At 71.1% G+C, this 14,313-nt stretch carries 10 protein-coding genes and 1 tRNA gene; 7 read left to right on the top strand and 4 right to left on the bottom strand.

Going from position 1 to position 14,313, the window contains the following annotated elements:
* The first annotated feature begins 71 nt into the window (after positions 1 to 71).
* Positions 72 to 1,112: an NlpC/P60 family protein gene (locus ACIRQH_RS13575; protein ID WP_404225839.1), complete on the top strand. Its 1,041-nt coding sequence runs from the start codon at positions 72 to 74 to the stop codon at positions 1,110 to 1,112.
* Between the two features lie 135 nt (positions 1,113 to 1,247).
* Here ACIRQH_RS13575 and ACIRQH_RS13570 read toward each other — a convergent pair whose 3' ends face one another.
* Entirely contained in the window at positions 1,248 to 1,691 is a 444-nt protein-coding gene (locus ACIRQH_RS13570; protein ID WP_404225837.1) for a DUF4913 domain-containing protein, read from the bottom strand.
* 138 nt (positions 1,692 to 1,829) lie between these two features.
* On the opposite strand from ACIRQH_RS13570, the gene ACIRQH_RS13565 reads away from it, so the two are divergent.
* The 4 genes from ACIRQH_RS13565 (at position 1,830) to ACIRQH_RS13550 (ending at position 6,932) form a co-directional block, all read left to right on the top strand.
* Positions 1,830 to 3,578: a hypothetical protein gene (locus tag ACIRQH_RS13565; RefSeq protein WP_388874925.1), complete on the top strand. Its 1,749-nt coding sequence runs from the start codon at positions 1,830 to 1,832 to the stop codon at positions 3,576 to 3,578.
* A 203-nt stretch (positions 3,579 to 3,781) separates the two neighbouring features.
* Positions 3,782 to 3,976 (top strand): hypothetical protein, encoded by a 195-nt coding sequence (locus ACIRQH_RS13560; RefSeq protein ID WP_388874928.1) that lies wholly within the window; start codon positions 3,782 to 3,784, stop codon positions 3,974 to 3,976.
* Positions 3,973 to 5,253, top strand: coding sequence for a hypothetical protein (locus tag ACIRQH_RS13555; RefSeq protein ID WP_388874931.1), 1,281 nt, complete (start codon positions 3,973 to 3,975; stop codon positions 5,251 to 5,253). Before ACIRQH_RS13560 ends, ACIRQH_RS13555 begins: the two co-directional genes overlap by 4 nt.
* Before the next feature lie 104 nt (positions 5,254 to 5,357).
* A complete protein-coding gene (locus tag ACIRQH_RS13550; protein WP_404225834.1) occupies positions 5,358 to 6,932 on the top strand; it encodes a glycosyl hydrolase in 1,575 nt (524 codons plus the stop codon).
* Between the two features lie 122 nt (positions 6,933 to 7,054).
* Here the strand turns inward: ACIRQH_RS13550 and ACIRQH_RS13545 are convergent, their stop codons facing one another.
* Complete coding sequence (locus tag ACIRQH_RS13545) at positions 7,055 to 9,982, bottom strand: BTAD domain-containing putative transcriptional regulator (protein ID WP_388874937.1); 2,928 nt, start codon at positions 9,980 to 9,982, stop codon at positions 7,055 to 7,057.
* A 269-nt stretch (positions 9,983 to 10,251) separates the two neighbouring features.
* Between ACIRQH_RS13545 and ACIRQH_RS13540 the strand changes: the two genes are divergently transcribed.
* Entirely contained in the window at positions 10,252 to 12,006 is a 1,755-nt protein-coding gene (locus ACIRQH_RS13540) for a hypothetical protein (protein WP_404225832.1), read from the top strand.
* A gap of 414 nt (positions 12,007 to 12,420) precedes the next feature.
* Here the strand turns inward: ACIRQH_RS13540 and ACIRQH_RS13535 are convergent, their stop codons facing one another.
* Both ACIRQH_RS13535 and ACIRQH_RS13530 read right to left on the bottom strand, forming a co-directional pair.
* Positions 12,421 to 12,786, bottom strand: coding sequence for a hypothetical protein (locus tag ACIRQH_RS13535; RefSeq protein WP_404225830.1), 366 nt, complete (start codon positions 12,784 to 12,786; stop codon positions 12,421 to 12,423).
* Positions 12,787 to 12,847: 61 nt separating this feature from the next.
* A tRNA-Thr gene (locus ACIRQH_RS13530) sits at positions 12,848 to 12,921 on the bottom strand.
* Between the two features lie 240 nt (positions 12,922 to 13,161).
* Here ACIRQH_RS13530 and ACIRQH_RS13525 point away from each other — a divergent pair.
* On the top strand, positions 13,162 to 14,298 hold the full coding sequence (locus ACIRQH_RS13525) for an ABC transporter ATP-binding protein (RefSeq protein ID WP_388875128.1): 1,137 nt from the start codon (positions 13,162 to 13,164) through the stop codon (positions 14,296 to 14,298).
* Positions 14,299 to 14,313 lie beyond the last annotated feature (15 nt).

Raw genomic sequence — 14,313 nt, 5'->3', positions numbered from 1 at the left:
CGCAGCCCCGTTGTGGGGGCGACCCCCGGCCTCCCTCCCATGCGGCGCCTACGAAAGGAGCTTCGGCCCAGATGAGACGGACCCTGCGCGCACCCGGCCACCGGACGGCCGCGACCCTGGTTCTGGCCCTCGCGCTGACGGCGACGGTCCAGCAGCCGGCCCGGGCCGAACCCGAACCCGGCACCCTCACCGAGGTGCGCGCCGAGCTCGAACGGCTCTACCACGACGCGGAGGTGGCCACCGACAAGTACAACGCCGCCGACGAGAAGGTGACCGGGCAGGAAAAGCGCGTCCACACGCTCCAGGACCAGATCGAGACGGCCGAGACGAAGCTGGGCCGGCTCACCAGGCTGGCCGGCGCTGCGGCCCGCGCCCAGTACCGGGGCGACAGCCTGCCCGCCGAGATGCAGTTCGCTCTCGCCGACGATCCCGAACACGCCCTGGACAACGCCGCGTTGGCCCGACAGGCCCAGCAGGCCACCCAGGGGGTGCTGGCCGCCCTGACCGCCACCCGCGAGGACCTGGGCACCCGCACCGACAAGGCCACCGACGTCCTGAAGAGCCTGCAGGCGAGCCGCCGCGCCAAGGACACCGAGCGCCAGTCGGTCGAGAAGCACATCGACGACGCGAAGGAGCTGGAGTCGCGGCTGGAGAAGAAGGAGGTCGAGCGCCTCGCCGCGCTGGACAAGAAGGAGGCCGACGACGCCCAGGCGAAGTGGGTGGGGACCGGCATCCTCAAGAAGGTCGGCACCGACGCGACCTCCGCCGGCAAGAAGGCCATCGCGTTCGCCACCCGCCAGCTCGGCAAGCCCTATGTGTGGGGCGCCGAGGGCCCCGACTCCTTCGACTGCTCCGGCCTCACCTCGCAGGCCTGGCTCGCGGCCGGCCACGTCATCCCCCGCACCTCGGAGGAACAGTGGCGCCGCCTGAAGCACGTCCCCATCGAGGACATGCGCCCCGGCGACCTCATCATCTACTTCGCCGACGCCAGCCACGTCGCCCTCTACATCGGCGACGGCAAGATCATCCAGGCCCCCCGCCCCGGCCGCTGGGTGTACGTCTCCCCGGCCGCGTCGATGGAGATCCTCGGGGTGGTCCGACCGGACGCGTGAACCCGGGGACGGTGTTCTGTGCCGAGGCGTGGCCGAGGACAAGGACGACGACGAGGGGCGGGCCGCCGTGGCCCGCCCCTCGTTTCGCCCGTGCCTGTACACAGCGCCCTACGCCGTGCCCGTACGCCCCGAGGATCAGCCCTGCGCGGGCGGCGGTCCGAACGGGTCGACGGCGTCGACGACAGGGACCTCCTTCGCCCGGTGCGACCCGGACTTGCAGCCGGCGAACACACCCGACGGGTCCCGCAGGTTCTGCATGATCGGCCCGAGGAAGTCCCGGTGCCAGCTGGCGGGACCGCTCATCCCGGACTCGGATCCGGTGTCGCTCAACTCCCCCCAGGCGAGCCACAGTCCGTGCAGCTGCGCCACCGCCTCCGGGTGGTCCCACCAGCGTGAGCACCACGGAGCCAGCGAGGTGACCTCACGGCCGTACACCGGCAGCAGTACGTGATGCACCCACAGGGTCAGCTGCCGCAGCGCCTGGCCGTACTCCGGCCCCTCCAGATAGAGGATGAACTTCGGCGCGGGCGGCGGAGCCGGAGCCTCCTGCTCGGCGGTGCCTCCGGTCTGAACGGTCATGGCGCTCCTCCCTGACGGATCGGTCTCGTCCGGGACCACAACGCGCCCGTGCGGTACGGGGTTCACGGAAACGGCGGATCACCACCCCTCTCCAGGGGGTTGAACCGCCCGGCCACAGCGGCCGTTGAATCAGCACGAATGTTCCACAACGCGGGCGAGTGGCGCGTCTTTCGCCGCTCCGGCGAGGAGGACCTCACGATGGCGGGATTCAACGAGCAGCAGTTCAGGGCCGAGGAACAAGAGATCAGGTCGGACCTCAAGAAGTACGGCCTCCACCACGACAAGCAATTCATGAAGGCCTTCGACGGCTACATGACCCAGCTCCACACGAACGGGCTCTGGGTCCAGGCGCAGCACACACCCAACCAGGCCTGGGCCGCGGACGCGGCGACCAACCTGATCGCCGAGTTCGACCGGACGAACGCTCTGCACGTCCCGGCCAAGTGGTGGCGGGACAACAAGAGGAACAAGAACTTCGCCGCGGAACGGGATGCGAAGGCGCGGGACACCCTCGACAAGAAGTACCTGTGGAGCAAGACCGAGCCCTACTACCCGGCGAGGAAGGCCGCCGAGGCCGGCGGTCTCATCCTGGAGACGTCGTTCCCGGGAAAGATCTTCAACGGGAAGAACTTCGGATTCGAGAACTGGTCGGACGCTCCCGTGCAAGCACAGCTCTGGGAACACATGTCCAGTCACTACGTCGACGCGGCCCGGGGCCCCGTCGAGGCGGTGATGCTCGGCGGCAAGGTGGACGGCAGTGTCCTGACCAAGCACGAGTGGCCCCACCTGAAGAAGCGGATCGAGGCCGGTGAGGTCTCCAACCTGCACGTCAAGGTGATGGGATTCAGGAACGACTCGCAGGAGTCGCAGGCCTGGTCGCTGGAGACGAGGGCGACGTTCAACGTCCACTCGCAGAACTCGTTCGACCAGATCCCCTCTCCCCAGGACCCCGACTTCTGGAACAAGCAGAACCGTTGGCGCAACCAGGAGAAGGCCCGCAACGCAAGCAAGTCCTCGGCGAGTTCGTCGAGTTCCCAGGACAGCGCGGCCAGCAACTTCTCACTGAAGAGTTTCCACAAGGCCTTCGACGACCCCAGCGCGGTCGTCGTCCTGGCGGACCCGGGCGCACCGAGCACACAGAGGGCTGAGAGCCCCGGTGAGGAACAGCTGTCGCGGGTCGTCACCCGTCAGATGTCCGTCGCGGACACCACGGCCACGCAACCGCCGCCGAACCGGCAGCAGACGATCGACGCGGTACGGACCGAACTGCAGGCCCAGGCGGCTGCCGTCCACTCCCTGGACGAGAAGCTCATGGCCCTCAGGGAGCAGCAGGTGCTGCGGGCGGCCAGCACCCCGGCGTGGCCGGGCGCGCAGAACTACGAGGCCGGGCTGAACCAGGGCATGTCCTCGATGGCCCCGTTCAGAGCGCCCACTCTCGACTACTCCCCGACGGCGCCCGCTCCAGGGGCGAGCGACGGTTACTTCCCACAGGGGCTCCGGTACACCGCCAATCCGGTGACGACCCCGTCGTACTCGTACACCCCGCACGCGGTGGGCAGCACACTCCCGCAGTCCGAGTCTCCGCTCCAGACCGGTTCGTTCGAGTATCCGCCGGCGCCCGTCCACGGCACCCAGAGCTTCAACCCCACGTACACGAACACGCAGGAGCGGACCCCGAGCACGGGTTCGGCCTCCTCCGACTTCGGAGCACCGCTCCAGCCGACCCAGCGGCACCCCAGCCCGCCGTCGGACATCCCGGCCCCGGTGCCGAGCAGTTCCTCGGGGCACGGGCACAACAGCTCGAGGAAGAGCAAGAAGACCAAGGAACCGTCCTCCACGCTCATGTGGCTGGCGGGGAAGAAGCCGGGCGGCCCCAGTAAGAAGTAGGCCCCGGAAGCCGACCGCGGCCGCCGGCGCGAGCGCTCTCCAGCCGGCGGCCGCGCCGGTGCGGACGCCCGGTGCCATCGCTGCCGCACCCATGCCGGTGTCCGCCGTGTTGAACTCCCGCGCGCACCACACCCGTTGTGCTTGTCGAACCACGTCGGCGCCCCGTCGGCGCCGCATGGCCGACAGGTCGAGGAGGTACGCACATGTCCGCTGCCCACGCACGGAGGTTCGCGTCACAGGGCCTGCTGGAGCGCCGCCGGTCCGCGCCCCCGGCGAACGGCTGCTACCAGCGCGAGACCCCACCGCGTCCGGTCGACGGCGCGCCCTGGTTCCCCGCGACGGCGCTGCCTCCGGGACTGCTGCCCCTGCCGACCGGGTTCGAACTGCGCGGGGCGTGAGCGGCACCGTGGCGAACGACATCACGGCCTCCGGGGACCGGAACCGGCTGACCAGGAGAAACCCCGGTGCCAGGCTGGCGCGCGACCTGCTCAAGACCGAGTACGGCCTGCGGGGCCAGGCCCGGGGCGGGGCGGGCCGGGCGGACGGGGAGAGCATCTGGGAACGGCTCGCCGCCGAACTGCGCCGACTCCTCGCACGCTTCACGGGCGGGTCACGCCCTGCACCGGCCGGCGGAGGCACCGCGCCCGGCGGCGGAGAGGGGCCCGGCCAGGGCGACGGCTCCTCCGATCAGGCCGCCGCGCACGGGCGGAACGATGCCGGGCAGACACCGTTCACGACACCGCCGCTCACCGGGCAGGCTTCCTCCGAGAAGCCCGTTCACGAAGGCATGGCGCGTCTCGAAGAACAGATCCGCCGGCTTCCGGCGCACGAACGCGAGGCCTTCGAGAACGCGGTCCTCCACCTGGTCAGGAACGACAAGAAGTACCGGAAGGCGTTCGAGAAGTCGCCCGAGAGCATGCCCCTCGTCGCCCGCTGCGTCGTCGACGCGCATCTGCGGGAGGTGGCACCGGAAGTGGCGGCGGCGGACAAGGCCGCACGGCAGCAGTCGCCTTCGTCGCCGGGCGCACCCGGCGACGAGACCCGCTCGCGGTGGGAACGCCCGGCCCAGAACCTCGGCGGACCGGCGGTCGACGTCGTCCCCTCGTCGTCCAGGAGCGGTTTCGACGCCCCCCGCCCGGACGAGGTGACGGACGGCCTCGGCTTCCAGGAGGCCGCCCGCATCAGCCTCGCGGAGCGGACCAGCAGCGCCACTCTGACGCCACGGGAGAGCGACCTCTTCGCCGGGCACGGCTTCCTCGCCGCGCAGAACGGCAGCCCGGGAGTCGGGTCCGGCGGCGAAACCCTCGCCGCCCTTTCGGGACGGGAGCCGCCGGTGTCACCGCTTCCCGCCGCCGCGCAGCTCGTGTCCCCCGTACTGAGCGACGCGGCCCTGGTCTCCCCGCTGCCGGCCCACGCCCGGCCGTTCTCCTCCACGCCGGACCAGGCGTCCCCGGTCTCCCCGTTGCCGGGGCAGGCCATCCCGGCCCCGTCACAGCAGAGTCCGGTCCTCCCGCCCTCCCCGCTCAGCCGGGAAGGGCACCAGTCCCTGCGGGACACCCGCGACGCCTTCCCGAGTGTTTCGACCTCCAGCGGCTCCGACGCGAACACACGGTCCGCCGCTCCGGCCCACGGCGTGCAGAGACAGCCCGTCCAGAGGCCGGTACGGCGCACGTGACATCCCCCGCCCGGTGAACCATCCACCCCCGCCCATCCGTGGTGCCTGCGGCGACGCCACCTGATCGCCGAACCGGCGCAACGCCCCACGGAGAGGCACGCTCTATGCGCAGACGCACATCCTTACTCCTGGCTCTACTCCTGGTCGTCGTCGGTGTGACCGGCACCGCCCTGGCGGTGCAGTCCCACCGCTCCGGCGGCCGAAGCATCCAGGGAACGCCGGCGGCCGACGTCGCCGAGCACACCGTCACCCTGCAGAACAGGACGGACAGCCGTATCTGGGTCGGCAGCACGGTCAACGCCGACGGCTCGACCGCGCTCACCGGCCTCCCGGTGCTCGACCCCGGAAAGTCCGCCACGGTCACCGTCCCCGAGCGCGCGGGAGCCGGGCACTGGCGTGGCACCTTCTTCGCCCGCCAGGGCTGCGGCGGCGAGGACGGCAGTACGTTCCACTGTGCCGTCGGCGACTGCGGACCGCACGCCGACCGCTGCTCGACCGGTGAACAGCCCACAGGGCTCGCCGAGTTCAACTTCGACCCGGCCGACTCGCTCGCCCCCTGGTACGACGTGAGCTACGTCAACGCCGTCGCCGCACCCGTCACCATCACCCCGAACGACGTGGCACCGCCCGCCGGCGGCGAGTGCGCGGTGGCGGGCTGCGCGGAGGACCTGCTGTCCGCGTGCCCGGCCGACAACCTCGTCAAGGACCAGGGCACGGGCGCTCCGCTGGTGTGCGTCAACCCGAACCGGGACGCCAAGACCGGCTACAGCGACATGGTCAACCAGAAGTGCCCCACCGCGTACGCCTGGTCGAAGCAGGACGCCGAACCGGGCAACAAGGTCATGTACCAGTGCACCAAGTGCACCGGCCTGACCGTCGCGTTCGGCACCGGCAGTGCGGCCCCGGCCGAGCCCGCCGCCACGCAGCCGGCCCCGGAGAACAAGACCCCGGCCGCCGGGCGCAAGGGCGTCAGTCTCAACCCCGTCGACGGCGCCTCCCAGGCGCTGGCCGACTCGGGCGCCTCCTGGTACTTCAACTGGGCTTCCTCGACCGGCGCGGTGACCAGGCCGAACGGCGTCGACTACGTCCCGATGATCTGGGGTCCCGGCTCGGTCACCGACACCGAACTCGGCCAGGCAGCCAAGGAGGGCAAGGAGCTCCTCGGCTTCAACGAGCCGGACTCGCCGACCCAGGCGAACATGACGCCCGAGCAGGCGCTCGACCAGTGGCCCCGGCTGGAGGCGACCGGTCTGCGGCTCGGCGCTCCCGCCGTCGCCACCGGCGCCGACGTGGCCGGCGGCTGGCTGGACCGGTTCATGCAGGGAGCCACCCAGCGGGGGCTGCGCGTCGACTTCATCCCGGTGCACTGGTACGGCGCAGACTTCGGACCCGACGCGGCCAACCAGCTCCGCGGCTACCTCCAGGCGGTGCACGACCGCTATCACAAGCCGGTCTGGCTGACGGAGTACGGCCTGATCGACTTCTCCAAGGGCACGCCCCGCTATCCGAGCGGGCAGGAGCAGACCGACTTCATCCGCTCGTCGACGCAGATGCTGAACGGGCTGGACTTCATGGAGCGGTACGCGTGGTTCACGCTCTCCACGGTGACCAGTCCGACCGGCCTGTACGACGGGGCGACCGCCAACGCGAGCGGCCGGGTCTACCACGACGCGGGCTGACCCGCCCGGCGGTTGAACCGTCCGCCCCCGTCCTCCGTTGTGCGGGTGGAACCCGGTCGCGGCCCTCCCCCGGGCCGCGGCCGGCCCCTCGTCGAAGGAGACTCATGTCAGGCGGTCCGTGCCTACGCCCTCGGGGCAGGGGCGTCGGACGGTCCGCCCTCCAGGCGGCCGAGCCGTTCACGGACCTTCTCGGCGTCCGGATGGTCGAAGTCCACGAAGATCGCCAGGGCCTGGCGCCAGCTGTCGCGCGCCGCCTCCGGCTCCTGGGCGTCGAGGTGGACGTCCCCGAGGTTGCCGAGCGTGTGGCCCTCGCCCCACCGGTTGCCGATGTCCCGGTGGGTCTTGAGCGCCTGGAGGTGGTACGCGACCGCGGCGTCGTGGCGCCGCAGACGGCGGTGGACGGTGCCGAGGATGTCGAGGGTGACGCCTTCGACCCAGCGGTTGCCGCCCGCGCGCAGCACGGTCAGTGCCTGGTCCAGACAGGCGACGGCCTCGTCGAAGCGGCCGAGCTTCTGGTAGGCGTCGCCCAGATTGCTGAGGGCGATGCCCTCGCCCCAGGCGCCGCCGATGACGCGCTCGATGGCCAGTCCGCGCCGGGTGTACTCGATGGCCTTGTCGAACTGCCCCGACTGGAGATAGGCGTCTCCGAGGTTCGCGACGGCCGAGGCCCTGCCGTCGTGGTCGCCGAGGTCGCGGTAGGCGATCATCGCCCGGTGCAGGTGGTCGATCGTCTCGTCGAGCCGGCCCGAACTGCGCAGCGCGGCGGCCACGTCCGCGAGTCCCTGCGCCTCGCCGACACGGTCGTGGGCCGCGCGGGCGGCGGCCAGCCCGGCACTCGCGGTGTCGAGCCAGTCGTGGATGTGGCTGCGCAGGTAGAAGAAGCCCCACAGCACGGCGGGCAGCCGCCACGCGATCCCGGGATGCCCGGACGCGGCGGCCTGGTGCACGGCGCTGACGAGGTTGCCGCGCTCCTTCTCGCACCAGCGCACCGCCTCGTCCTGCGTGCCGAACTCCATCGGCCGGCACAGCGGGGGCAGCGGTTCGAGCGGGATCCGGCGCCGGTGCGGGGTGATGTGCGGGTAGGCGGCCTCGGCGGTGTGCAGGTACCAGGCGAGCAGCCGTTCCACCGCCAGGTCCCGCTCCTCGGGCGTCTCCTCGGCGCGGACCCGCTCGGCGGCGTACACCCGCAGCAGGTCGTGCAGGGTGTAGCGGCCGGGGAAGTGCTCGGTGAGCAGATGCGCCCGGGTCAGCTCGACGAGCAGCGCGCGGGCCTCCCGGGACGGCAGCCCGGTGAGCGCCGCCGCGGCGGGCGCGGAGATGTCGGGCCCGGAGTGCAGGCTCAGCAGGTGGAAGAGGCGCGCGGCCGGCGCCGACAGCACCTTGTACGACCAGGAGAAGACGGCCCGTACGTCGGTGGTGATGTCGTCGCCGCCGGCGAAGGCGTCGAGGCTGCCGTGGGTCTCCCGCAGTTCGTCGACGATCGCGCTGAGCGGGAAGCCGGGGTACGCGGCCGCGTGCGCGGCGACGATCGACAGGGCGAGCGGCAGCCGTGCGCACCGGGTGATGATCTCGTCCGTCGACTGCGGTTCCGCCGCGAGCCGTTCGGTGCCGAGGCGTCGTGCCAGGAGGTCGTGCGCCTCGGCGCGGGACAGCTGGTCCAGCGTCAGGGGATGCGCGCCCTCCCCGGCGACCAGTCCGGTGAGCTGGTTGCGGCTGGTCACGATGACGAGGCAGCCCGGGGAGCCGGGCAGCAGCGGCCGGACCTGTTCGGTGTCCCGGGCGTTGTCGAGCAGGACGAGCACCCGCCGCCGGGCGAGGAGGCTGCGGTACAGCGCCGCCTGGGCGTCGAGGCCTGCGGGGATCCGCATCGGGGGGACACCGAGCGCGTCGAGGAACGTACGGATGGCCTCCTCCGGCGTCACGACGACACCGGTCGGGTCGAAGCCGCGCAGGTTGACGTAGAGCTGGCCGTCCGAGAAGCGGTCGGCGATCTCGTGGGCCCAGTGCACGGCGAGGGTGGTCTTGCCGATGCCGGCCATGCCGCCGATCGCGCTGATGACCACCGAAGTCGGGATGCTGCCGCCCTCGGGCAACAGGGCTCGGGCGCGCTCCAGTTCGGCGGACCGTCCGGCGAACGTCGGCAGGTCGGCGGGGAGTTGAGCCGGCCGTGCCGGGTGCGCGACCGCCGGCGGGGCGGGTTCGGCGGACGTTCCCGCCCGTTCGGCCTCCACCACCTGCTCCGGCGGTTCGGGCGTCGGGGACGGCCCGGCACCGAGGGTGACGTCGGCGGCGAGGATGCGGTCGTGCAGGTCCTGCAGCGCGGCGCCGGGTTCGATCCCCAACTCGGCTACGAGCGTGGCGCGCGTCCCGCGATAGGCGGCGAGCGCCTCGGCCTGCCTGCCGGACCGGTACAGCGCCAGCATGAGCAGCCGGCACAGCTGCTCGCGCAGCGGGAACTTGCCGGTCAGCGACAGCAGTTCGGCGATCACCTCGCTGTGCCGTCCGAGCTCCACGTCCACGTCGAGCCGGGCCTCCGTGGCGGCGAGCCGCTGTTCGTTCAGCCGGGACGCCTCGGACTCGGCGAGCGGGCCGGGGACTCCGGCCAGTGCCGCGCCGTGCCAGCCCGCGAGGGCCGCGTGCAGCAGATCGGCCGCGAAGGCCGGTTCGCCGTCGGCGCGCAGCCTGCGGGCCTCGGCGATCCGCCGCTCGAACACATCGAGGTCCAGGGCGCCTTCGGGGAACCTGAGGAGATAGCCGTCGCCGACCGACACGACCACTCGGGGCGCGTCGGCGCTGTCCCGTTCCGGTTCCAGCGCCTTGCGGAGCCGGGACACATAGGTCCGCAGGACCGACACGGCGGCGGCCGGCGGCTGCTCGCCCCAGACCGCGTCGAGGAGTTCACCGAGCATGACGGGGCGTCCCCGGCGGAGCAGCAGTGCCGCCAGAACCGCCCGCTGCTGCGGGGAACCGACGTCCACCTCCTGCTCACCGTGCCATGCCCGGACCGGCCCCAGCACGGCGAAACGCACGGATTCCTCGTAGGCCTTCACTCTTCGGACTGTACTGAACACCTGTTCCACACAAGGGGCCTTGACGGTTCCGGACCGTCAACGGCGGCGCGGCCCGCTGCCCTCCCGGTCCGCCCCCTCCCGACCTCCGGGGCAGCGGGCGGCGGACGTGAACGCACGGACGCGCAGGTCCCGTTCCGCACCGCCGCGGGATTGAACCGTTTCCGGGCGGCACCCGTTGCGCTACGCGGGGACCGACGCGACGGACCCTGCCGGAGCCATGCGGCGGGGTACGTCAGGAAGGAAGCGCGATGAGCCGGGGCGAAGAGACCGACGAGCCGATCACGGGGGGCGACCCCGCCGTGCCCGGGAAGCCGATGGATCTCGGCAAGCCGGAACCCGTGGGCGAGGCGTCCGGGCCGGCGCCCCGCTTCGCGGTGGTCATCTCCGGCGACGGCTCGGCCGCGATCGACGGCGAGCCCGTACCGGCGGTGGAGGGGGCGACGGTCGACGCCGCGATCCTCGACGTCCTGCACGGTTACGCCCGCGACCTGAACGTCACGGTGACCGCCACCGTCTCCGACCCGTCGGCGGGGTACGTGGCGTTCGTCGAGGTGGCCCCCGACGGTTCGAGCAAGCTGGTGGACCAGCAGGAGCAGCGGCCGGAGACGGGTCCGGCGCCGGTTCCCGTACCGATACCGGTCCCGGCATCCGAGCACACGGGTACGCCGGCGGCCGAAGCCGAACCGGCCGAGCGAACCGGGGACTTCACCAGAGAGCCCGACGACGAGTGGGACGACGGCTACGCCCCCTTCGCCGAGGACGATGAGGGCGACCAGGACGGCGGTGCCGCCCCCGACGATGACGCCGTCGACGAATATGACGACGACTATGACGGTGACGATGACGACGCGGCCGATGACGACGGCGACGAGTACGACGTAGAGACGTACACGCTGGAGCAGCAGAGGCTGCGGGAGTCGGCGCCTCTGCCCCCGCCGCCGCCGGCCCCCAACGCGCCCTCGTCCTCCTACCCGTCGTCGCCCTCGTACTCGGACGATGACGAGGATGAGGAAGAGAACGAGGGCGACGAGGTCGCGGACTTCGGCGCCGACTCGGGCCGGGAGGGGGGATTCCCGGTCGCCGGGGCCGCCGCCCGGCCCGCGCCGCAGCTCGTCCGCAGGCCGGGGTCACGCCAGTCGGACGACGAGTACCAGGGCCCGGGTCTGCTGCACAGGCCGATGGTCGTCGGGCCGGTGGCCCTCGTCGTGGCCGCTCTCGTGATCGTTCCGCTGGTGATCATCGGCAGCGGCGGCTCGGACGACGGCGGGCACCGCAAGGAGGCCGCCCGGTCGAGCGAGGAGACGAGCAGGAGCCCGCAGGCCGAGAAGTCGGGGCCGATATCGACCTCGTCCCCGAGTCTCCCGCCGCCGCCCAGCATGTCGGCGTCCCCTTCGGCCAAGCCGAAGAAGTCGAAGGACGCGAAGAAGAAGGCGAAGGAGCCGGGAAGCGGCGGAGGCGTCGTCGTCACCATCACGGCCAGGCCGCCGCAGACCACGGTGACAGCCAAGCCCCCGCAGGACACGGCCGCGAGCGTCGTGAAGCGGCTCGCCAAGAACGATCCGTCGGGGCGGCACATCTGCTACCGCGCCTACGTCTCCGGACAGGGCTGGCAGAAGCCGGTGTGCGACGGCACCATGGCCGGCACCACCAACCAGAACCGCCCGATCAAGGCCCTCAACATCGCGGTGTCGGGCAGCGGCGGATCGTCCGCCAACGCCTTCGTCCACAACTCCGCCTCCAAGGACGGCAGGGGCAAGTGGATGCCGCAGTGGACGCCCGTCAAGGCGGACGGCACGGACAACTACATCGGCAGCGCGAAGAAGGGCGCACCGAACATGTCCGGCTTCGCCATCAACGTCGGCACCGGCCGCATCTGCCAGCTGGCCAAGGTCCACTCGTACAACTGGGGTGGCCAGGGCTGCGCTGACGCCCGGCCCGGCTACATCTTCGGCGGCGCCCTGGAGAACGACCGCTACCTGGAGGCGGTCAAGTTCACGGTCTGACGGTTCCGCGTCGCGGGCAGCGTCAGGCGACTGAAGGGTTGTGGGGCCGAGGGGCGGAACACTGTGCCCCGACGGCCCCTTCCGGCTGCCCTGCCGACTGCCCTTTCGGACACGGAAGGCGTCCCCGAAACACCGGGAATCGCGGCACCGGCTCACCTCATCCACAGCTACGTTGCCGAGGCGACAGCTCTCCCCTCGTCGGTCACCGAGACCGTCGACGCCTACCCGGGGGCGGACACGGCGAGGACGCGGTAGCCGTCTCCGTTGAAGTCATCCCTGTACTTGGCGGGAGCCGCGGGGGACGGCACTGCCGTGACCATCAGCTTAAGAAAACTCGGTGCCGTGACAGAAGGCGCCGAAGCAGCCCCCGTCCACGGCTGAGCCACGGAAGACGGTGGGAGTGGCGGAGGCGCCTTAGGACTTGCCACCGTCATGACGATCGCCATCCGCAGGACGCCGCGACGCCTGAATCACCCCGCTGCTCAGCCCCATGGCCATGACCGCCAGCATCTGTCCGGGCATCCGGAACTCACGGTCGGCGACGATCGCCCAGTCGGCCGCCAGAAGACCGATGCTGAACGCGGCCGCCAGCAGCCCCCAGCCGTAGACGTGAGGCCTCTTGACACCCTGCCGGACCTTGCGAGGCACCCAGCCACGAGTGACGGCCACGACGCCCCCGGCCGCGGTCACCAACGCGAGCAGACCAACAGGTATCGCGAGATGGACGTACTCACTTCCCCCCCTGCGCATCGGATCCACGCCGGACGCCCGCGTGATCATGACACCCCCGCACCCAGGCAAAAGCCCAGCCCAGACATTGTCTGAGCTGGGCCTGAGAACGAGCCCCCTGTCGGATTCGAACCGACGACCTACGCATTACAAGTGCGTTGCTCTGGCCATCTGAGCTAAGGAGGCCTGCACGCGCGCGTGCGGTGTTACGTGCCCGTGCAGTGTACCCACGTCACCAGAGGCCCCTGTCGAAAATTTCCGCGAACTTCACTGGCCCCGGAGTACTGACAGAACACGTGAACGACAGGTAGCGTCCTGAACCAGTTCACCCATGTGGACTACACCACTACGGACCATCTCGTAGTGGATCACCACCTTTACAACGGATCGTCCGGCACGTTCCTGCCGGTGAAGGGGGCCCTCACCATGGCCACTGTCTCGTTCAACAAGGCGACCCGCATCTACCCGGGTGGCGACAAGCCCGCCGTCGACCAGCTCGAGCTCGACGTCGCGGACGGCGAGTTCCTCGTCCTCGTCGGTCCCTCCGGCTGCGGAAAGTCCACCTCCCTGCGCATGCTCGCAGGTCTCGAGGACGTCGACGGCGGTTCGATCCACATCGGTGACCGCGACGTCACGCACCTGCCGCCCAAGGACCGGGACATCGCCATGGTGTTCCAGAACTACGCGCTGTACCCGCACATGACCGTCGCCGACAACATGGGCTTCGCCCTCAAGATCGCCGGCGTCAACAAGGCCGAGATCCGCCAGAAGGTCGAGGACGCGGCGAAGATCCTCGACCTCACCGACTACCTCGGCCGCAAGCCGAAGGCCCTCTCCGGCGGTCAGCGCCAGCGTGTCGCGATGGGCCGCGCGATCGTGCGTGAGCCCCAGGTCTTCCTCATGGACGAGCCGCTGTCGAACCTCGACGCCAAGCTCCGCGTCTCCACCCGTACGCAGATCGCCTCCCTGCAGCGCCGCCTCGGCATCACCACGGTGTACGTCACCCACGACCAGGTCGAGGCCATGACCATGGGCGACCGCGTGGCCGTGCTCAAGGACGGTCTGCTCCAGCAGGTCGACTCGCCGCGCAACATGTACGACCGCCCGGTCAACCTCTTCGTCGCCGGCTTCATCGGCTCCCCCGCCATGAACCTGGTCGAGGTCCCGATCACCGACGGCGGCGTGAAGTTCGGCAACAGCGTCGTCCCGGTCAGCCGCGAGGCCCTCTCGGCCGCCGCCGACAAGGGCGACCGCACGGTCACCGTCGGCGTCCGCCCGGAGCACTTCGACGTCGTCGAGCACAACGGCGAGGCCGCCAAGTCACTCACCAAGGACACCGAGGACGCTCCGGCCGGCCTCGCCGTCTCGGTGAACGTCGTCGAGGAGCTCGGCGCCGACGGCTACGTCTACGGCTCCGCCAAGGTCGACGGCGAGCTCAAGGACCTCGTCGTCCGCGTCAGCGGCCGCGCCGTCCCTGACAAGGGCGCCACGCTGCACGTCGTGCCGCGTCCGGGCGAGATCCACGTGTTCTCCACCTCGACGGGCGAGCGCCTGTCCGACTGACGACCGCGTCGTCCG

The sequence above is a fragment of the Streptomyces sp. NPDC102279 genome (assembly GCF_044766365.1).
Taxonomy (GTDB): domain Bacteria; phylum Actinomycetota; class Actinomycetes; order Streptomycetales; family Streptomycetaceae; genus Streptomyces.
Note: the sequence above shows the minus strand (reverse complement) of the source record. Positions and strands in the feature narration are given on the sequence as shown.